This window comes from Natronococcus occultus SP4, from assembly GCF_000328685.1.
Taxonomy (GTDB): domain Archaea; phylum Halobacteriota; class Halobacteria; order Halobacteriales; family Natrialbaceae; genus Natronococcus; species Natronococcus occultus.
Window position 1 is genome coordinate 1839920 of record NC_019974.1, and the last position, 19740, is coordinate 1859659.

At 65.0% G+C, this 19740-nt stretch carries 23 protein-coding genes; 15 read left to right on the plus strand and 8 right to left on the minus strand.

Going from position 1 to position 19740, the window contains the following annotated elements; all coding sequences use genetic code 11:
- Nucleotides 1-65 precede the first annotated feature (65 nt).
- Complete coding sequence (locus NATOC_RS09130) at nt 66-1274, plus strand: alanyl-tRNA editing protein (protein ID WP_015321142.1); 1209 nt, start codon at nt 66-68, stop codon at nt 1272-1274.
- A 181-nt stretch (nt 1275-1455) separates the two neighbouring features.
- Here NATOC_RS09130 and NATOC_RS09135 read toward each other — a convergent pair whose 3' ends face one another.
- Nucleotides 1456-1836, minus strand: a complete 381-nt coding sequence (locus NATOC_RS09135) for a Rid family detoxifying hydrolase (protein ID WP_015321143.1) — start codon at nt 1834-1836, stop codon at nt 1456-1458.
- Nucleotides 1837-1921: 85 nt separating this feature from the next.
- Between NATOC_RS09135 and NATOC_RS09140 the strand changes: the two genes are divergently transcribed.
- Entirely contained in the window at nt 1922-2878 is a 957-nt protein-coding gene (locus NATOC_RS09140) for a succinylglutamate desuccinylase/aspartoacylase family protein (RefSeq protein ID WP_015321144.1), read from the plus strand.
- Nucleotides 2879-3104: 226 nt separating this feature from the next.
- On the opposite strand, the gene NATOC_RS21085 is transcribed toward NATOC_RS09140, so the two are convergent.
- Together NATOC_RS21085 and NATOC_RS09150 are read right to left on the minus strand one after the other, a co-directional pair.
- Nucleotides 3105-3566 (minus strand): plastocyanin/azurin family copper-binding protein, encoded by a 462-nt coding sequence (locus NATOC_RS21085; protein WP_083866576.1) that lies wholly within the window; start codon nt 3564-3566, stop codon nt 3105-3107.
- 252 nt (nt 3567-3818) lie between these two features.
- The gene (locus NATOC_RS09150; protein ID WP_015321145.1) at nt 3819-5198 is read right to left on the minus strand and encodes an aminomethyltransferase family protein; all 1380 of its coding nucleotides are present in this window, start codon (nt 5196-5198) and stop codon (nt 3819-3821) included.
- Between the two features lie 235 nt (nt 5199-5433).
- Between NATOC_RS09150 and NATOC_RS09155 the strand changes: the two genes are divergently transcribed.
- The 5 genes from NATOC_RS09155 to NATOC_RS09175 all read left to right on the plus strand — a co-directional run bounded on the left by NATOC_RS09155 (nt 5434) and on the right by NATOC_RS09175 (nt 8735).
- Complete coding sequence (locus tag NATOC_RS09155) at nt 5434-6534, plus strand: hypothetical protein (RefSeq protein WP_015321146.1); 1101 nt, start codon at nt 5434-5436, stop codon at nt 6532-6534.
- Between the two features lie 6 nt (nt 6535-6540).
- Nucleotides 6541-7431 (plus strand): cupredoxin domain-containing protein, encoded by an 891-nt coding sequence (locus NATOC_RS09160; RefSeq protein ID WP_015321147.1) that lies wholly within the window; start codon nt 6541-6543, stop codon nt 7429-7431.
- Nucleotides 7432-7472: 41 nt separating this feature from the next.
- The gene (locus NATOC_RS09165) at nt 7473-7985 is read left to right on the plus strand and encodes a hypothetical protein (RefSeq protein WP_015321148.1); all 513 of its coding nucleotides are present in this window, start codon (nt 7473-7475) and stop codon (nt 7983-7985) included.
- A 63-nt stretch (nt 7986-8048) separates the two neighbouring features.
- Nucleotides 8049-8333: a translation initiation factor eIF-1A gene (locus NATOC_RS09170; RefSeq protein WP_083866577.1), complete on the plus strand. Its 285-nt coding sequence runs from the start codon at nt 8049-8051 to the stop codon at nt 8331-8333.
- A gap of 108 nt (nt 8334-8441) precedes the next feature.
- Complete coding sequence (locus tag NATOC_RS09175; protein ID WP_015321149.1) at nt 8442-8735, plus strand: hypothetical protein; 294 nt, start codon at nt 8442-8444, stop codon at nt 8733-8735.
- Between the two features lies 1 nt (nt 8736).
- Here the strand turns inward: NATOC_RS09175 and NATOC_RS09180 are convergent, their stop codons facing one another.
- On the minus strand, nt 8737-9435 hold the full coding sequence (locus tag NATOC_RS09180) for an SDR family NAD(P)-dependent oxidoreductase (RefSeq protein WP_015321150.1): 699 nt from the start codon (nt 9433-9435) through the stop codon (nt 8737-8739).
- 105 nt (nt 9436-9540) lie between these two features.
- On the opposite strand from NATOC_RS09180, the gene NATOC_RS09185 reads away from it, so the two are divergent.
- The 3 genes from NATOC_RS09185 to cruF are packed head-to-tail and all read left to right on the plus strand — an operon-like array spanning nt 9541 to nt 12788.
- Entirely contained in the window at nt 9541-11022 is a 1482-nt protein-coding gene (locus NATOC_RS09185) for a phytoene desaturase family protein (RefSeq protein ID WP_015321151.1), read from the plus strand.
- A 37-nt stretch (nt 11023-11059) separates the two neighbouring features.
- Nucleotides 11060-11932: a prenyltransferase gene (locus tag NATOC_RS09190; protein WP_015321152.1), complete on the plus strand. Its 873-nt coding sequence runs from the start codon at nt 11060-11062 to the stop codon at nt 11930-11932.
- Nucleotides 11925-12788, plus strand: a complete 864-nt coding sequence (gene cruF, locus NATOC_RS09195; RefSeq protein ID WP_015321153.1) for a bisanhydrobacterioruberin hydratase — start codon at nt 11925-11927, stop codon at nt 12786-12788. Before NATOC_RS09190 ends, cruF begins: the two co-directional genes overlap by 8 nt.
- Before the next feature lie 39 nt (nt 12789-12827).
- On the opposite strand, the gene NATOC_RS22315 is transcribed toward cruF, so the two are convergent.
- A complete protein-coding gene (locus NATOC_RS22315) occupies nt 12828-12974 on the minus strand; it encodes a hypothetical protein (RefSeq protein ID WP_015321154.1) in 147 nt (48 codons plus the stop codon).
- 246 nt (nt 12975-13220) lie between these two features.
- Between NATOC_RS22315 and NATOC_RS09200 the strand changes: the two genes are divergently transcribed.
- Nucleotides 13221-14534, plus strand: a complete 1314-nt coding sequence (locus tag NATOC_RS09200; RefSeq protein ID WP_015321155.1) for an RNA-guided endonuclease InsQ/TnpB family protein — start codon at nt 13221-13223, stop codon at nt 14532-14534.
- A 288-nt stretch (nt 14535-14822) separates the two neighbouring features.
- Here NATOC_RS09200 and NATOC_RS09205 read toward each other — a convergent pair whose 3' ends face one another.
- Together NATOC_RS09205 and NATOC_RS09210 are read right to left on the minus strand one after the other, a co-directional pair.
- Nucleotides 14823-15773, minus strand: a complete 951-nt coding sequence (locus tag NATOC_RS09205) for a phytoene/squalene synthase family protein (RefSeq protein ID WP_015321156.1) — start codon at nt 15771-15773, stop codon at nt 14823-14825.
- A gap of 172 nt (nt 15774-15945) precedes the next feature.
- Nucleotides 15946-17187, minus strand: coding sequence for an ornithine cyclodeaminase (locus tag NATOC_RS09210; RefSeq protein WP_015321157.1), 1242 nt, complete (start codon nt 17185-17187; stop codon nt 15946-15948).
- A gap of 101 nt (nt 17188-17288) precedes the next feature.
- Between NATOC_RS09210 and NATOC_RS22320 the strand changes: the two genes are divergently transcribed.
- From NATOC_RS22320 to NATOC_RS09225, 4 genes are all read left to right on the plus strand, one after another.
- Nucleotides 17289-17441 carry a hypothetical protein gene (locus tag NATOC_RS22320; protein ID WP_015321158.1) on the plus strand — a complete coding sequence of 51 codons (153 nt, stop codon included), beginning with the start codon at nt 17289-17291 and terminating at the stop codon, nt 17439-17441.
- A 39-nt stretch (nt 17442-17480) separates the two neighbouring features.
- Nucleotides 17481-17867 (plus strand): peptide-methionine (R)-S-oxide reductase MsrB, encoded by a 387-nt coding sequence (gene msrB, locus NATOC_RS09215; protein WP_015321159.1) that lies wholly within the window; start codon nt 17481-17483, stop codon nt 17865-17867.
- Between the two features lie 82 nt (nt 17868-17949).
- Complete coding sequence (locus NATOC_RS09220; protein WP_015321160.1) at nt 17950-18156, plus strand: YwbE family protein; 207 nt, start codon at nt 17950-17952, stop codon at nt 18154-18156.
- A 46-nt stretch (nt 18157-18202) separates the two neighbouring features.
- Entirely contained in the window at nt 18203-19057 is an 855-nt protein-coding gene (locus NATOC_RS09225) for a YihY/virulence factor BrkB family protein (protein WP_049888909.1), read from the plus strand.
- A 38-nt stretch (nt 19058-19095) separates the two neighbouring features.
- Here NATOC_RS09225 and NATOC_RS09230 read toward each other — a convergent pair whose 3' ends face one another.
- Nucleotides 19096-19593 carry a hypothetical protein gene (locus NATOC_RS09230; protein WP_015321162.1) on the minus strand — a complete coding sequence of 166 codons (498 nt, stop codon included), beginning with the start codon at nt 19591-19593 and terminating at the stop codon, nt 19096-19098.
- Nucleotides 19594-19740: the final 147 nt, after the last annotated feature.

The window sequence follows — 19740 nt, forward strand, 5'->3', positions numbered from 1 at the left end:
CAGGATTCCCCGCGCCACCGTGCGCGGAGTAACATTCAAACCGGACTGCCACCATACTGGTGACGATGACACCGGATGCCACGGGGAGCCGCGCGGCCGCGGAACCCACCGTGACCGAGTTCGAGACGCGGGTTCGGTCCGTCGACGGTACCGACGTCAGACTCGAGGATACCTACTTCTACCCCGAAGGGGGCGGTCAGCCCGCCGATCGGGGAACGATCGACGGGGTCGAGGTCGTCGACGTCCAGACGCGGGAGAGCGGGGTCGTCCACGAGCTAGCGTCGACCCCCGCGTTCGAGGCGGGCGAGACCGTCGGGGGCTCGATCGACGAGACGTTCCGTACCTACTGTATGCGCGCACACACCGCCAGTCACCTGCTGTACGGCGCCGGGAGACGGCTGCTCGAGGACCACGGCTACGGCGGGTTCGACATCGGAACCGAGAAGTGTCGGATCGATTTCGAGACGAGCGATCCCGACGCGCTCGACATCCTCTCGCTCGAGCGCCTGCTCGCGGAGGCCGTCTGGGACTCCCGGCAGGTCACCTGGCGGGAGATGGACATCGAGCGGGCCAGAGCCGACGACGAGATCGTCTTCAACCTCACCGAGGAGGCCCAGCGGGCCGACACCGTCCGAATCGTCGAAATCGACGGCTGGGACATTGCGGCCTGTGGCGGTACTCACGTCCGGAACACGATCGAGATCGGCCCGATCGCGGTACTGGATATCTCGAACCCCGGTGCCGACCTCGTCCGCGTCGAGTACGCGGTCGGTCCGACCGCGATCCGGACCCGAACCGATCGGGCACGGGCGACCAGACGGGCCGCGCGAGCCCTCGAGACTGGGCTCGAGGAGCTGCCCGAGCGGGCGAGCGCCGTCGCCGAGCGCAACGCCGAACTCGAGGACGAACTCGTCGGGCTCCGGAGCCGACTGCTCGAGAGCCGACTCGAGGCCCTGGACGAGGACGCGACGGAGCGAGACGGCCAGCGGTGGGTCGTCGGCGAACTCGACGTCGACGGCGTCGGCCCGAACGACGCGGCCGATCGAGCCCGGGAGCGCGCTGGCGAGCTCGGTGACGTCGTCGTGCTAACCGGCGTCGACGGGAGTGCGTTCGTAGTAGCGGCGACGACGGGTGAGACCGACGCGAGCGGGATCGTCGAGGACGTCACTGCGGAGTTCGGCGGCGGTGGCGGCGGCGGCGAGACGCTCGCCCAGGGCGGCGGCCTCGACGCCGAGCCCGCCGCGGTTGTCGACTACCTCCGCGGGGAGCAGTAGGGTCCTTCGCTCGTCGGCGTCCGTCGACTCGGACGTCGAAGGGGAGACGTAGCAACCACGACACGTCACTGAGTTTTTAGGTGTTGTTTCGTCGCCGCGAGCGGGGGCGCGCTTCGGGTCGTTCGCAGCCGTTGCTCTCGAACTCGTGACGGCATTCGGCGAGAAAAGCTTCGAGTCGTCGTTACTCGACCGTCGCGATCGCTTCGACCTCGAGGGCCGCACCCTTCGGTACCTCGCCGACTTCGAGGGCGCTCCGGGCCGGGGGCTCCTCGTCGAAGAACTCGCTGTAGGCCTCGTTGAACTCGTCGAAGTCGTCAATATCGTTCAGGAAGACGGTCATCTTGAGGACGTCCGCCATGGAGGCGTCCTCGGCCTCGAGGATGGCTTCGACGTTCTCGAGACACCGTCTGGTCTGGTCGGCGACGGACGCGTCGTCGAGCAGCTCTCCGTCGGCGGTCAGCGGGAGCTGTCCCGCCGTAAAGAGGACGTCTCCGTTCGTCGTCGCCTGGCTGTACGCGCCGACGGCTTCGGGCGCGTCGTCGGTATGGATCGTTCGTTTCACACCTCCGTATACCGCCGGGGTGGTCTTAAAGTTCGGTTCCGGGCCGCGACCAAAGCTACAAGCCGCGGGGCTGACTCCATCGGGTATGAAACACGAGCACGTCACCCACACGGTGACGGAGCGAACGCTCGCCCGGCTCCCGTCGGGGACCGACGTCTCGGTGACCACCCACCGGTACGAGGGCGGGGACGGGCCGACGGCGTACCTCCAGGCTGCACAGCACGGGATCGAGCTGAACGGCACCGCGGCGCTGCGCCGACTCCACGACTCCCTGCTCGGAGCCGAGCTTGCGGGGACCGTGATCGCCGTCCCGGTAGTCAACAGCCTCGCGTTCGATCACGGCTCCTACGTGACCCCGCAAGCTGTTGACGCGGTCAACCCGAACTTCAACAGGGTGTGGCCCGGCGACGAGGACGGCACCCTCCAGGAGCGGACGGTCGCGAGCCTCTGGGAGCTGATCGCGGCCGCCGACGTCGTCGTCGACCTCCACAGCGGCACCGCCGACATGCTCGAGCACGTCCGGTTTCAGGGCGGCGAGCGCGAATCGCGCCGACTCGCGTCGGTGTTCGGTGCCGACTACCTCATGACCGACCCCGAACCGGATCGCTCCCTCGAGGAGTACACGGGGACGCTGCGGGGGGCTGCACGGCTGGCCGGAACGACGGCGATCGTTCCGGAGCTCTCGAACAGCCGACAGGTCGACCGCGAGGCGGCCCGGCGGGGCGCCGACGGAATCCGGAACGTGCTCGGCGACCTCGGGATGCTTCGTACGGAGCCGCCCGATCCCCCCTCCCAGACAGTGCTGTACGACGACGGGGGCCGCGTCGGCGCCGACCACTCGGGGCTGTTCGAACCCGCAGCCGACGTGGCCGTCGGCGACCGCGTCGCCGAGGGCGACGAGCTGGGCACGCTGTACTGTCCCGCCACGTACGAACGTCGCCAGTCGGTCACCGCGACCACCTCGGGCGTGCTCTACTCGCTGACCCGCGAATCCGCGGTCACCGCCGGCGAGAAACTGGCCGGGATCGCCGCCCTCGAGTGAGGGCGACGTCCTCGGGGGAGATCGTTACGTAGGCGAGCGTATTGACCGCTGGGATTCCTAACAGTCAGCGCACCTATTCAAAAAGTCGTGACGTAATACACAGCGCGAACGTGGCACGAACTGAGTACCGACCTGTGAAGAAGAGTGGTCGGTCAGTACAGGTGGATAATGTAAAATCCGTGTACATCCATTATGGATATTTATATTATAATATATTTACCCACTCTCAGTAGCCGACATCATCGTCTTCAGCCTCCTCCTCTTCTACGTCTGGGCGTTCAATATCGCAGACAAGAATTGTGCCGATCATCTCTTCATCTTCGTGTGGTTCGCATACGTATTCGTACCAGCCTTCGATATCGAAGGTATGAGTATGCATGTGTCCAGCGTCTTGCACTTCCTCTTCGCCGTCCCAGTCTGCGTCGTCGGGCTGATAGGTGACAGCAAGATTATGACCGTCACCCTCCCACTCGAATTCGACTGTTTCCCCCGTCGAAAGGGGGAGCTGTGCGGGTTCAAACGCCAGTTCGTCGTCAGCACCAACCGCGACCACGACGTCTGGTTCATCCTCTACATCGTTATCTTCAGGATCGGTTTCGTCAGCACTGGCAACGCCTGCGAACATCCCCACTCCGGCTGCTCCTACGACTTGTAAGAATCGTCGCCGCCCATTGCTGTATGGTACCATACCTCAACTTTGCGTCCCGGTGGTATATAACTAACAGTTATGTCCTGTTAACGTAAGGATAGTCGTAATATACGTAGCTGTCTAGTTCACAGCTACTCAGTGGTAAGAAGGGGGTCACACAATATTTGCAGAACTACTGAAGAGCGGCCATCTAGCGGTGAATTGAGACAGATTATGAACGTACAAGAAGCAAGTTCTCTTCCGGGTGGTTCATTTCCGATAGGACGAAGTAAAGGAGGCCGTTAGCTTCCGTCAGTCCTCGTTCGCCTCGGCTTCCCTGCGGGCGCCGAGCTTGGCCTGTTCGCGGGCGCTGGGGTTGACCGACTCCTTGAACGGCACCTCGGCGACGGTCGCGAACACCGGTTCACCAGCTTCCTCGGCGTACTCGTCGGGCAGGTGCACTCGGAACTCCAGATCCAGGTCCTCGTTGTAGATCCGGTCGTCGAGCGGCGTGTCGGTCGCCTCCTGGAGCGTTTCGGCCGGCACGAACCCGAGGCCGATGTTCGTCTCGAGGTCGGGGTTGTACCACGGCGACGTGAGGTAGCCACAGAGCTCCTCGGTGTCGGGGTCCGAGACGAGCCAGAAGTCCGGCGCGTAATCCCGAACGGGCTCGCCGGCGAACTTCAGCCCCATCAGCTTGTACGCGAAGGGGTACTCGCCGTTCTCGATCCGCTCCCGCTGGCGCTCGAGTGCCTCCTTCCCGATGTAGTCACCTTCCTTGTCGTCGGGTACCTGGTAGCCGAGGTTGACCTGGAACGGCGACGTCTCGTGGTCCATGTCTTGCCCCCACGAGAGGATGCCCGCAGCGATCCGTCGGTGGTGTCCGGGGGCGATCTGGCGACCGCCGTGATCCTTGACCGTCTCGAGGACGGGATCCCAGACGGCCTCGGCGTTCTCGGTCGCGCCCCGGACGTAGATCTCGAACCCCTTCTCGCCGGAGAACCCCGTCTGGCTCACCAGCACGTTACAGCCGTTGATCTCGGCCTCCATCAGCCCGTAGTAGGGGATGTCACTGACCGACTCACCGACGACGTCGATCATCACGTCCTCGGAGCGTGGCCCCTGGATCTGCATCGGCGCGACGTCGATCTCGTCGATTTCGACGTCGAACTCCATTCCCACGTTGACCCCCTGGAGCCACTGCATCAGCGTCGAATCGGAGATCGAGAACCAGAACTCGTCCTCGGCGACGCGCAACAGGACGGGATCGTTCAGGATGCCGCCGTCCTCGTTACAGAGGATGACGTACTTGCCGTGCATCGGCTCGATCCCGGTCGCGTCCCGCGTGATAACGTAATCGGTCAGCGCCTCGGCGTCGGGCCCCTTCACGCGGATCTGTCGTTCCACCGCGACGTCCCAGAGGGTGACGGCCTCGGTCAGCGCCTCGTACTCGGCCATCGCGCCGCCGTCCTCGGGTTCGACGAGTCCTCGGGGGTGATAGATCCGATTGTACACCGTCGCGCGCCAGGCGCCCTCTTCGTTGAACGACTTGTGGAAGAACGGCGACTTCCGAACGCGCGTCGAGACCAGCATCTCGATACCGGGGTCGCCGGTCTGGCGGAGGTTCCGCGGAACCGTCCGATCGGGCTGATCGAGATCCGGAAATCCAGTTTGGTCATTGGTACCAGACATACTCCTAGAGGAGGCGAGATTACATCATAAAAGACGATGTTAATTACTCCCCGGATTTATACTGTGGCGTCTCTCGCTGCTTCACGTCCCCGGAAGTATCGACCGGTTCGAGGCCAGGGACGTCCGTCTCGCTCGCCGATCGATCACGGCGTCCTCGTAACAGACTCGTTGGGTGTTCGTCGTGAGTGCACAACCACCATAGGATCATCGAGAGGTCGGCCGTCACTGTCTACGTATGACGCTCAACCGATCCGAAACGATAGACAGACGGCGCGTGATCCGGGCGATCGGTGCGGGAGGAGTAGTCGCACTCGCCGGCTGTGCTGGAGACGAGGACGCTGACGACGATAGTGAGGAGATCGACGACGAGATGGACGACGCGGACGAGGAGCCAGAAGAAGAGCTCGCGAGTCTCGAGGAGACGCCGACGGGCGAGTCCCTCTCGGATGAGGACATCCAGGCGCTCGTCGACGCCTTCGACGACGACCCGATGAACGAGGCCCAACAGGAGGTCGAGGGCGACGAGCGCAGCTACACGCCCCGGCACGTCTGGAAGTGGGTCAGCGACGAGAACCTGATCGGCCTTCACTTCGACGAGCCGAACCCGGAGGAGGCAACGGAGCTCGACTACATCACGATCGGGCAGAAGGGACTGTTCACCGAGGAGAGCCAGCCCGACGAGGAGTTCACGCACTTCCATCAGCACACGGCGGACAGCTGGGAGGGCGGCCACGGCGGCGAAACCGGCGACGAGGGCTACTGGCTCACCCACATCGCGGTTCGGGAGATCGAGTACCCGTTCCACGACGAGCCCATCGAACCACAGGTCGACTACGGGTTCATGCCGACCCCGCCCGAGGAGGGCAGCGAGGGCCACGACGTCGACTGGGAGGCCCCCGACGGCGGCGAGGGCGACCTCGATGACGAGGATCGCAACGAACTCATCGAGATCTTCGACGACGAGTGGACCAACGAGGACCAGCAGGAGGCCGACGGTCGGACGCCCAGCCACGTCTGGAAGTGGGTCAGCGAGGATACGGGGCTGTTCCTCCACTGGGACGAGCCGAACGTCGAGGAAGCTGAGAACCTGATCTACTTCGGGATGGGCGAGCGCGGCCAGTTCACGTCCGACGATATCCCCGCCGGCCAGGCCGAGGACTTCACGCATTTCCACAAACACGAAGCTGACAGCTGGGAGGCCGGTCACGGCGCCCAGGACCCCGAGCAGTGGGGCTACTGGCTCATCCACCACGCGACCCGCGACCACGAGATGCCCTGGGGCGACGTCGAAGTCGGTATCGACCGCGAGTTCATGCCCACGCCCGTCGAGGAGTAGCGATCGATGGACGACCGAACACCGAGTCGTCGCCGGGTGTTGGTCGGCGCGGCGAGCGCCGGCACGGTCGGGCTCGCCTCCCTCGCCGGCTGCGTCGGTGACGAAGAGGAAGCCGACGATGTCGACGACGCGGATACCGATGATCCGGACGCCGATGACGACGAGGACGTCGTCGAGATCGAGACCCGCGAGGGCGAGGATGGCGAGCCCGAGTTCGTCTTCGATCCGGTAATCGCGGACGTCGAGCCTGGCGATACCGTCCGGTGGGTCAACACCGACGGCGTCTTCCATACGGTCACCGCGACGGACTCCCTCGAGGCCCGAATCGAGAGCGGCGAGTTCAACGGGGAACTCTCGGCAGAGGGAGACACCGTCGAGTGGACTCCGGAAGAGGAGGGGATCCAGCACTACTACTGCGAACCTCACGTCGGCTTCATGATCGGTACGCTGGCCGTCGGCGACGTCGACGGCGCGGAGCTCGAGGACGCCGAGGAGATCCACGAAGAGCCGGAAAGTATCGGCGAGGACGCTGACGACGCGGATGCCGACGACGAGGACGAAGCCGTCGACGAGGAGTTCGTCGACGTGACCGGCGAGGACGTCGTGACGGTCGAGACCCGTGCGGGCGAGGGCGACGAGCCCGAGTTCGTCTTCGACCCCGCCTTCGTCACGGTTGACGAGGGGACGACGATCGAGTGGCTCAACACCGACGGCGTCTTCCACACGGTCACGTCGACGAACGACATCGAGGTCCGAAGCGGCGGCGGCGACGAGTTCGACGCGATCCTCTCGAGCGAGGGGGCGACCGTCGAGTGGGGGGCCAACGCTCCGGGCACGCAGGCGTACTACTGCTCGCCCCACGCAGGCTTTATGTACGGCGCGATCGGGATCGAGTGAGGAAGACAACACACTTCCGCGCCCGACTCCTTCCCGCTGACGTGAGCGCCGACGCTCCCCCCCGCGTCGAGGTCTACCCCGGCCGCGAGGTCGTCGTCGAGTTCGACCCCGAGCTGACCTTCGAGTGCGTCGAGGACTGCACCTGGTGCTGTCAACACGGCGTCTTGCTGTACGGCGACGACCTCCTCGAGCTCGCCCAGCGAGCGAACCTCGCCGAGACGACCACGGACTTTCGGGGCGAGAAGTTCGTCACCCGCGAGGAGAAAGACCGCGAGGACCACGTCGCCGACGACGGCTGTGCCTGTGCCTTCCTCCGCGAGGACGGCCTCTGTTCGCTGCACCTCGAGGAGGACTGGAAGCCGACCCGGTGTTCGGTGTTCCCGCTCGGGGTCTGGCGGGAAAATGGCGACCTCCACGTCGACATCCGCGAGTCGGCCCACGACCACTGCGAGGGGCTGAACGTCAGCGATCGGGTCGTGATCGACAACCTCGATTCCTTTCTCCCGGAGCTGCTCTGGGAGCTCGAGAACCCCGACTCCGAGCGAGAGCTGTGAGACCGGGTGTCACGATACCACGTCTCTCCAATCATTTAAACGTGTAGACGTCGTAGTCTGACTGTGACAGAAAACTCCGGGCGACGGAACCTCCGTATGCCCAACAGCGATGAAGTATTCGCCGTCGTAACCGAACACCTCGGGGGCAACCACGTCCAGCTCCAGTGTGCGGACGGCGAGGAACGGCTCGGCCGCATTCCGGGACGGATGAAGTACCGGACCTGGATCGAGCAAGACGACGTCGTCGTCGCCGAGCCCTGGGACTGGCAGGACGAGAAGGCCACGATCGAGTGGCGCTACACCAGCCAGGACGCCGATCAGCTCCGCCGCGAAGGCCACATCGACTGAGTTTTACTGCGGGTCTCTCGACGCCGACCGACGAGCGGTTGCCAGTTCGTTTCCCGACTTGCCTGTGCAGTGAAAACTTTTGGCACGGCCGGCGAGAAACGGGAAGATATGTACATCAGAGACGGGAGCGCCCGGGCGAAGTTCGACGAGCACAGCGAGGACGACGTCGAGTACGTCGGCGCGACGAGCGAGGGGACGCCGATGTTTTTCAACACGGCGAGTCGCTCGATCTTCGAGGGCGAGTACGACGGCAAGGAGACCGTCGTCGACCGACCGGGAACCGAGCGCGAGCTCGAGGACCGGGCGAGCGTCGGCGAGATGATCGAGAACCTCGGCGACGAACTCGGCTGGGAGTCGCTGTCCGAGTTCGGGCGCGAGCACGCCGACGACGAGCGAGCGTAGCTCACCGCGTCGCCCGCTTCCACTCCCGAAGCCCGAGGACGGCCCCGTCGACGTCCTCGGCCGGCGCGTCGGTCACGGCCCAGACGAACATCGGTGCGACGTCGTCGGGCTCCCGACCGTCTCCACCCGAGAGCCGGGTCGCGACCTGGCCCGGGTCGAGACAGCCCACGACGTGCTCCGTATCGGTGGCGAACCCGCGCGCGACGGCCTCCGCGGTCGCCTTCGAGATCGCGTAGGAGCCGTAGCCGGGTTTCCCGTCCCGCGCGATCGGCCCGGTCGGCACGAGGACGCGGGCCTCCTCGTTTAGGTGCGGCAGCGCCTCCCGGATCGTCGCGAACACGCCCCGCCCGTTGATCCGCCAGTGGTCGTCGAACGCCGAGTACGACTCCCGGTCGGTCGGCGTCTCGCCGGCCGCGCCGTGGTAGACGCCGGCTGCGGCGACGATCGCGTCGATCCCGCTCTCCGGCCCCGTCCGGGAGGCCGTCTCGACCAGCCGCTCGACGTCGAACTCGTCGCGGACGTCCGTTCGGACGCCAGCGGCGGTCGCGCCCGCGTCCTCGAGTTCGTCGACCGTCTCTGCGACCGCGTCGGCGTCCCGAGCGCCGACGACGACGGTCGCTCCCTCCGTTGCGAACGCCCCGGCGACGGCGCGGCCGACCCCGCGAGTCCCGCCCGTCACGACGACTGTCAGTTCGTCCATAGATGGCGTACGGACCCGGACCACAGGAACCCATCGACGGCAGATGTCCGGAAATCCACGCGGGGAGAACGTACGTTTATCATCGCGCCGACGTTCAGGGAACGTATGCAATCGCTTGACGGAGAGTCGATCGTCGTGATCGGCGCCGGAGTCGGCGGGCTCTCGACGGCCTGCTATCTGGCCGACGCGGGCGCCGACGTGCGGGTCATCGAGAAAAACGAGCAGCTCGGTGGCCGCGCGAGCCGGCTCGAGCGCGACGGGTTCCGGTTCGACATGGGCCCCTCGTGGTACCTGATGCCCGACGTCTTCGAGCGGTTTTTCGACCACTTCGACCGGACGCCGAGCGATTACTACGGGCTGACCCATCTCGATCCCCACTACCGAATTTTCTTCAAGGACGGGGACGAGGTCGACGTCACGCCCGACCTCGAGCGCACCAAGCGGGTCTTCGAGAGCTACGAGGACGGCGCCGGCGAGGCTCTCGAGCGCTACCTCGAGAAGTCACGGGAGAACTACGAGGTCGGGATGGAGCACTTCGTCTACGAGGACCGCTCGAAGCTCCGGGACTACCTGGATCTCGACGTCGCCAGGCAGGCCCGGGGGCTCTCGCTTCTGGGGTCGATGCAGGGCCACGTCGAGGACTACTTCGACCACCCCAAGCTGCAACAGATCATGCAGTACACGCTGGTCTTTCTCGGCGGGTCGCCGAAGAACACGCCCGCGCTGTACAACCTGATGAGCCACGTCGATTTCAACCTCGGCGTCTGGTACCCCGAGGACGGGATCGGCGGCGTCATCGACGGGATCGCCGAGCTGGGCCGGGAGCTCGGCGTCGAGTACGAGACGAACCGTCCCGCGACCGGAGTCAAGGGCCGGGAGGGGGCGTTCCTCGTCGAGACCCCGGAAGGGCCGCTGCGGCCTGATCTGGTCGTCAGCAACGCCGACTACCATCACACCGACCAGGAGCTGCTGCCGGACGAGCGCCAGGGGTACGACGCCGACTACTGGGAGTCGCGCACGTACGCCCCCTCCGCGTTCCTGCTGTACCTGGGCGTCGAGGGCGACGTCGACGAGCTGGCCCACCACACCCTCGTCCTTCCGACCGACTGGGAGGAACACTTCGAACAGATCTTTGAGGACCCTGCCTGGCCCGAGGATCCCGCCTACTACTGTTGTGTCCCCTCCGAGACCGACGACGACGTCGCCCCCGACGGCCACAGCGCCCTGTTCGTGCTCGTTCCGATCGCGCCCGGACTCGAGGACACCCCCGAACGGCGGGAACAGTACCGCGACCTGGTCCTCGACGACCTCGCCGACCACGCCGACACTGACCTCCGGGACCGGATCGTCCTCGAGGAGCGCTTCTGTATCGAGGACTTCGCGGACCGGTACAACAGCTACGAGGGGACGGCCCTGGGGCTGGCCCACACGCTCCGCCAGACCGCCCTCTTTCGGCCGCCCCACCGCGCCAAGCGGGTCGAGGGACTCTATATGGTGGGCGGGGATACGACCCCGGGGATCGGCGTCCCGATGTGTCTCATCAGCGGCGAGCTGACCGCCGAGGCGGTACTCGAGGATCACGGGTGAGCCGAATGCGAGACGTCGACCGAGGGGCGCTTCAGTGATGACCGACGACTCGAACCCCGCCAGGAGCGAGCGTGCCGTCGACGAGCTATCGTACCTGCTCGTCCTCTCGCGACCCCGGTTCTGGCTCTACCTTGCCGGCCCCGTGCTGGTCGGGGTCGCCTACGGCGCGTCGTCGGTCGGGGAGCTGTTCGACCCGGGCGCGGTCGCGCTGTTCGCGTACTTCCTGCTCCCGGCGAACGTCTTCCTCTACGGCGTCAACGATATCTTCGACCGCGAGATCGACGCCGCGAACCCCAAGAAGGACGATCGGGAGGCCCGCTACCGGGGCCAGCGGACGGTCCCCCCGGCGGTTGTCGTCACTGGCGCCCTCGGGCTCGCGTTGTTCCCGTTCGTGCCGCGGGAAGCCTGGCCCTGGATCGCGGGCTTTCTCGTCCTCGGGGCGGCCTACAGCGCTCCGCCGCTGCGGTTCAAGACGACGCCGCTGCTAGACTCCGTTTCGAACGGGCTCTACATCATGCCCGGTGCGGCAGCGTACGCCGCCGTCGCCGGGACACAGCCGCCCGTCCTCGCCGTCGTCGGCGGCTGGCTGTGGGCGATGGGAATGCACACCTTTTCGGCGATCCCCGACATCGAGCCGGACCGGGAGACCGGGATTCGGACGACAGCGACGGTCCTCGGCGAGCGCCGTACCTACGCCTACTGCGGCGCGTGCTGGCTCGCGAGCGCGGTCGCCTTCGGCGCGCTCGATCCCCGCCTCGGCGCGGCGATGGCCGTCTACCCGTTGCTGGCCGTCGCGATCGCGTCCTCGAGCGTGGCCGTCGATCGGGCCTACTGGTGGTTCCCGGCGATCAACACGGTCGTCGGTGCAGCGCTGACGATGGGCGGACTCTGGGTGATCCTGTATGGATGAGCTAACGACGGGCCGACCGACCGAGTGGAACCGAGCCACCCTCCAGCAACGGCTTGAGGACGTCGTTCGCGAGAACCGGTTTACGATCGCGGTGGTGTTCCCGGCGATCGGCGCACTCACGCTGATCGCCAGTGCCGAGGGGCTGTTGCCCGAGCCGCTGGCGTACAACCCGCTGTTGATCCTCTTCGGGACGGCAGTGATGCGCTCGCCGCTGCTCGTCGGGCTCCTGCCGCGGATCGGCTGGTGGGCCGCGGGCTGTCTCGGCGTTCTGACGGCCTACACCTACGCGATCGAGATCGTCGGCGTGCGGACCGACTGGCCCTACGGCGCCTTCGAGTACACGATCCAGCTGGGGCCGATGCTGCTCGGCGAGGTGCCCCTGGCGCTGCCGCTGTTTTTCATCCCACTGGTGCTCAACGCCTATCTGCTGACGATGCTCGTACTCGGCGGGCGGGCCGACAGCGCCCTCGTCCGGATTCCCGCGGCAATCGCCGCCGTCGTCGCGATCGACCTCGTGCTCGATCCCGCGGCCGTCGCGATCGGCTTCTGGGCGTTCGAGTCGGGCGCGTACTACGGCGTCCCCGTCTCGAACTACGTCGGCTGGGTGATTTCGGGCACCGTCGCCGTCGTCCTCGTCGATCTGGCGTTCGATCGGGCGGCGCTGCTCGAGCGCGTTCGCTCCTGCGTGTTCATCCTCGACGATCTGGTCAGCTTCGTGTTGCTGTGGGGGACGATCAACCTCCTCTACGGCAACTGGATCGCCGCGGGGGTCGCGGGACTGTTCTGTCTGGGGCTGTTCCGAACCGACCGGTACGACCTCGAGATGGTCAAGACGGCGCTCCCGAGCGGGAGCTGAACGGATCGGCGCGAGAACGGCGTTCGGTTTCGGACCGGCTCAGACGAAGATGGCGCTGATCGCCGGTCCGAACAGGAGCAGTACGACGATCGCGAGGACCGTCAGGGCGAGCCAGACGGCCAGTCCGGTCGCGGCGAAGCGGGCGTTCTCCTGGTCGAACTCGAGTGGGTCGTGTTGCGTGCTCATGGCTTATCATTTGAGGTTGTGGACAACGAAATCGTAGCCCCGATATCGGGGGCGTTTAACTCTTCCAGGCTAAGTCCCCGTCCTCACGGAGCAACGCAGACCGAATGTCGAGTAGCGTGAACGAGAGCAAAGCTCTCGTTCGCACATCAGAACGCTTCGCGTTCTGAGGACGCAGTAGGGCGGGGATACAGCCGTCACCCAGCCGACTCAAAACGTTCAACTCTAGACACGACTAACCCGCTGGTAGTGGTCGAGGAAGCGTTCAAATACGCTGCCGAGCCCGAGGACACCACTACTGCCAAGAGTGCGTGGAGCGCGATTCAAACCTGTCGTGAAGTATACAACCACGCGCTCACACAAGAGTACAAACCCGCTCCAGACTACGACAAGCCATCGTACACCGCAATGCAGAACAAACTGCCACAGTGGAAGCGCGAGTGGTCTGAATGGAGCAGTGTGTACTCGAAATGCCTGCAAATGGCAGTGAGACGCATCAAGCACTCGGAGACCATCCTCGGCAAACTGAAGGAACGTGGATTCGACGTTGGTGAACTCAAGTGGAAAAGCCCGCGAGACTATCGTAGCATCACGTACAACCAGTTTGACTTTGACGTGGATAGTAACACGGGTCGGACTAACCACGCTACGGTCGAACTCTCCAAGATAGGCACGTTCCATTTGACGTTTCACCGACCACTCCCAGACGACGCCGACATCAAGGAAGTCATCCTGAAAAAGCAGAAAACAGGTGACTGGACGGTTAGCATCATGGTCGAATACGATGCTGACTATCCAGAGAACCCTACTGTCGAAGACATCGACGTTGAAGACACCGTGGGTATTGACCTCGGCATCACCACGTTCATTCACGACTCGGACGGACGAGCGTTCAAACCGTTAGACGAAGAAGATGACCGTGAACGCATCGAGAAACGTCACCAAGCCGTTTCTCGCAAAGAACACGAGTCGAACAACTGGAACAAGGCCCGCCAACGCTTAGCGCGAGCATACGAGCGGTTGTCGAACAAGCGCAAAGCGTACCGCGAGGCGCTCGCCAATGCGTATACGAAACGATACGACGCCGTGTTCCTCGAAGACCTGAACGTTGGCAGTATGATGCAGCAGAACGGGAACAGTCGGAACATCGCGTCGATGTCGTGGTATGAGACACTGCAAACGTTCCAACGGTTGGGTGAGAAGAACGGCTGTCACGTTGTACTTGTTCCACCAGAGGGAACGACGAAGCGGTGCGTGCAGTGTGGTTGTGAGTCGGGGAAACCGTTGTGGGTGCGAGAGCACTCGTGCCCGTCGTGCGGGTTCACGACTGACCGTGACCAGAACGCTGCGCTGGAGGTACAGCGTCTTGGATTGCTTGAACTGGGAGAGGTGGAAGATGAATCGGGAGTAGGTCAGGAACTGGCCGAATCAACGCCTGCTGAGACTGGCACCGCTGCGGGGTCACGCTCTAGCTCGTTTAGAGACGTGATTCCTGCAAGTGCCGTCGTTGACACAGGAAGCCCCACCCTCAAGGAACGAGCGGCGGTAGCCGCGAGTGAGTAGGGTGGGGTAGTTCACGGTATCGGTAACTGTTGAGACGGATTTCGGAGGAGGGCGTGGATTCCATATTCAGTACAGGCGGACCAGATATCATCGCCAACATCCGCGAGCAAAGCGAGGGGTTCTCCGCCGAAGCGGACGAAGCCCGCGGAGGCGGCTTTTTAGCGTAGATTTTTGGAGGAGTGGTGAGCGACCCTCGCGAACGAACCCGACGAGAAAAAGGTACGTGGGCATATGTAGTTATCATCCCGCTGATTTTCTGGAGCGGCTCTGAATGCTGAAACCCGACTGCTATCGCGTCGGAACGCCGTCGCCGTGCTCCGGACTGTGCCGGTCCGGTTCGATAGAGGGAACCGCCGACACACGATCGAACACCGCCTCGGGGTCGCGGTTCCAGTGCCAGTGCCAGCGGGTCTTCGCGAGACACGTGAGTTTGCGCGCCGTCGACAGCGACGGCTCCGCCGAGAGGACGTCGTACTCCTGTTTGCGGATGACCGCGTGGTGTTCGGCGTACAGCACCGCCGCGAGCAACACCGGAAGCTGGCAGTCTTCGGGCAGGTAGCGGATGCCGGCGACCCCCTCCCGGTAGAGGTTCTCGGTTCGGCGCATCTCCTCGGCCATCGCGTCCCGGAACGACTCCGAGTACTCGAGGGTCTCGATCTCGGCCTCCGAGACGTCGTGGGCCCGCAGCGTCTCCTGGGGGAGGTAGATCCGATCGCGCTCGAGGACGTCCTCGCGGACGTCACGCAGGAAGTTCGTCATCTGGAACGCCTCGCCGAGCGTGACGGCGTGGGGCAGGGCGGTCTCGGGGTTCTCGGGCTCCATGATCGCGGTCATCATCACGCCGACGGAGGCCGCGGAGCCCCGCATGTACGCCTCGAGGTCGGCGTAGGTCTCGTACCGGTCGGTGTCGATGTCGGACTCCATCGCGTCGAGGAAGGTGACGATCTCCTCGTCCGCGATCCCGTAGCGGTCACAAAGTTCGCGAAACGCCTCGAGCACCGGGTCCTCGGGTTCGGCCTGACCCAGCGCCTGCCGGCGAAGCGACGCGAGCTCTGCGCGCTGCTCGGACGGTGGCACGTCCGCGGCGTCGTCGACGACCTCGTCCGCGATCCGGAAGAACGCGTACAGGACGTGTGTCGCGTTGCGAACCCGCTTGGGGAGAAACCGCGTCGCGAGATAGAACGTCTTTCCGGTCCGTTTCTGGATCGCCTTGCCCGCATCGATATGGTCCTGTTGCATTTGCGACTCCGGCTGTCCGACGGTCACTGCCCCTGTGACGGCGTCTGACAGCGATCGGGAATAGCCTATACCACAGATACGTATAAAACAACTAGCCCTCACAACGACGGCTTTTCCACTGATACCCACCGAAACGGAACCGAAAGCAGGCAACGTTGCCGGATCGGGCGGGCTACTTCTCGTAGCTCTCCTCGAGGAGTTCGTCAGCAAGCATGGGGATGAACGCCCCGATGTCGGTGACCATCCCGATCGCCTGGGCGCTGCCCCGATCCAGCAGCTGGGTGACCGTCGCGGGGTTGATGTCGACGCAGACGGTCTTCGTCGTCGAGGGGAGGCAGTTGCCGACCGCCACGGAGTGAAGCAGCGTCGAGAGCATGAGCACGAGATCCGCCTCCTGGGCCTGCTCGCGGATCGCGTTCTGGGCCTCGATCGAGTCGGTGATCGTGTCGGGCAGCGGGCCGTCGTCCCGGATCGAGCCCGCCAGCACGTAGGGGACGTCGTTCTGAACGCACTCGTACATCACGCCCTCGTCGACGACGCCCTCCTCGACGGCCGCCTCGATCCCGCCGAGACGGGCGATTTCGCTGATCGTGTAGATGTGGTGTTTGTGGCCCTTCCGTGGGTGTTCGAGGCTCTCGGTGTCGACACCGAGCGAGGTGCCGTACAGGTCCCGCTCCAGGTCGTGGACGGCGAAGCCGTTGCCCGCGCTGATCGCGTCGACGTAGCCCGCCCGGACGATATCGGCCAGCGCGTCCCGCCCGCCGGCGTGGACGATCGCCGGTCCGCACACTGCGAGGACGGAACCGTCCTCGGCGTTGACCTGGCGCATCTCGTCGGCGATCTCCTCGATGAGCGACGCGGAGGGCCGTTCGCTCGAGACCCCGCCCTGCATGAACCCGAACGAGCCGCTGCCGCCGTTCCGAGGACGCTCGGGGGGATCGACCCGAATCCCGGTCTCGCCGGTGACGACGAGATCGCCCTCCTCGATCGCGTTCAACACCTTCGTGTAAACGTGGACCCCGTCCTCGCGCTCGACGACGAGCGCACAGTCCATCTCGACGTCCTCGACGTCGTGCCACTCGCCGTCGACGCGGACGGCCGTCGGATGGTTGGTCGTCGAGTAGAAATCGACCGGGACGACCCCGTCGTTGGGTGCGGCCTCGAGGGTCGCGTCCCGGGGGTCGGCCACGGTCGCACCCTGCTGGTTGAGTTCGTGGAGGATCGCCCGCAGCTCCTCCTCGGTGTCGGCCATCACCCGCATCCGACAGTAGGTCTCGGCGTGTTTGTGTCGGCCGACCTCGAACTCCTCGACCTCGAACTCGCCGCCCATATCCATCACGGCGCCAAAACAGGCCCCCATCGTCCCCGAGTCGATGATGTGTCCCTCCAGTTCAACGGTTCGCGCGACAGTCATTGTCGCCCAGTTGGCTGTCGGGGACCGTCAATCTGTGCGTCTTGGCTCGGAGCGGAGTCCGCGGACCAAGCTATATACTTCTCTATCACGTACGATACCGTATGGCATCCACACTCGGTAAATCGCGGTGTCGGAGCTGCGGGTTCGAGGCCCCAGGCGGTGACGACGCCTGGGTCCGACTCGACGTTCCGAAGCTCGGTCGGATGACCCAGTGTCCGGACTGTGGCAGCACGGACGTCATGACCCACCGGTAGGGAGACAGACTCTTGGTCGTCAGCCTCCTATCGGGCGCTATGAGCAACGAGTCCGAGTCGCCGACCGACGACCAGAAGCTCACCGACGAGCAGTACCGCATCCTTCGAGAGGCCGGTACCGAGGCGCCGTTCAGCGGCGAGTACGTCGACCACAAGGCCGACGGCAGCTACGCCTGCGTGGGCTGTGGCGCCACCCTCTTCGACTCGGAGACGAAGTTCGACTCCGGCTGTGGCTGGCCGAGCTTCTCGGACGTCGAGGACGACCGCGTCGAGACCCGTCCCGACAACAGCCACGGGATGCGCCGCACCGAGGTCCTGTGTGCCAACTGCGGGGGCCACCTCGGTCACGTCTTCGACGACGGCCCCGAGCCGACGGGCAAGCGCTACTGTATCAACTCCGCCGTCCTCGAGTTCGAGGACGGCTGATCCGACGGCGCTACAGCTCGGCCGACGGAGCGAGGCGCATGCAGGCACTACCCTTTTCGAACGCACGCACCCATCGTCGTCTATGTCGAGCGAACGACCGACCGCCGAGGAGCTGCGCCAGGGACTGACCGTCGAGATCGTACAGGAAGACCAGGACGTCCACTCCGAGGACACCGAGCCGCTGATCGGCGAGGTCGGCACCGTCTACGAGGACACCCCCGACGGACCGCGGGTCGAGCTGAAAAACGGCGTCGTCGGCCACGTTCAGTCGGTCGTCCACGACGAGTAGTTCCCGATGGGTTTTAGGGAGCCGATAGATGCTGCCTGAAGAGAAGATGAGAGAGTCACGTTGGTTCGAGGTCGCCCGTTGTGTCGCCGCCGTCGCCAGGCAGCGACAGATCAGCGTCAAGTCGGCGGGGCTGGCCTACCACGCGTTCAACACGCTGGTGCCGCTGGTGATCCTCGTCCTCGTCGGCGCGACGCTGGTCGACGCGCTCGAGCCGATCCTCGTCGGCGTCGCCGAAACGTTCGGTCTCGAGGACGTGCTGGCCGACGCCGAGATCGAGGAGATCGCCGGCGGGCGCGGCGACCGGATCCGGGCAGCACTGCTCGCGCTCGCGATCTTGTTGTGGAGCGCGGCCCGTTCGTTCCAGGCGATAAACAGCGCGTTTACCGGCATCTACGGCTCGCGAGAGCACCAGTCGTACGTGGGAAGCATCACGACCGTGACCGCCGTAACTGCGCTCAACACCCTGTTGGCGACGGTTACGATCGCACTTGGGGTCGTCCTCGTCGGGATCGTCGGGATCAGCCTCCCGATCCAGGCGGGCGGGCTGCTCGCGGCAGTCGCCAGCGCGGCCGGACTCCTCGTCGCGCTCCCGCTGGTCTTTCTCCCGATGTACTACCTCTTCCCCCAGACCGACGTCTCGGTTCGTGAGGTCGTCCCGGGAACGATGTTCGCCGCGCTCACCTGGGCGGCGCTCGCGGTCGGCTTCCGGATCTACATCGCGACCTCCGAGAGCGTTGTCCTGTTCGGGATCGCCGGCGCCGTCCTGTTGATCCTGACCTGGGTCTACCTCGGCGCGCTCTGTCTGCTCGTCGGTGCCGTCCTCAACGCGGTGCTGGCCGACCGCGTCGAGGTCGACGAGGACTGGCTGCCGCCAGCAGAGCTCGAGCTCCCCGATCGCTGAACCGGACCGCCGAGGTCGGCACAGCTCCGGTCGCGTCCTCACTCCCGTACCGAGAGCGTGCCGCACTCGCGACGGTCGCCGACGTCGACCGTCCACTCGTGGTCGCCCGCGCCGAGACTGTCGCCGGCGTAGCTCGCGTACGCGTCGGCGTCCTCGGAGGGGGCCAGCTCCAGGGGCTCGAACTCGTCGGTGACCCCGCCGATCTCGAGGGCGAGCGAGACCGATACCGCCTCGTCCCCGCAGTTTCGGACCGTCAGCAGGAACTCGGCGCGTCCGTCGGTCGCCGAAACCGACTCCGGGGCAGAGACAGACAGCTCGAGGGTCGACCTCGCGGCAGCGGAGTCGGCGCCGTCCTCGGCGTCGGACCGAACGGACGTCTCCTCCTCGCTGCCGATTCTCGTGGTGGTTCCGTCGTCTCTCTCCGCGGTCGTCGCCTCTGTCCCGTCGTCCTCGTTGGGACCGATTGCGGCGACTGAGCCGCCGCCCAGTAGCGTGAGGCCGCCCACGATCGCGGTCCGTCGGTGGAGGGCAGTCATGGTCGGTTCCTCTCGACGATGGTACGTCACTATCTACTTGATACAACTAGTTCGTAATGATGGAACAATTCACAGAGAGGTGTTACCAATGAGGGGAACGGTTTCGGCCCATCGAACCGAGTGAAACGTCGCGAACGGAATGAAACG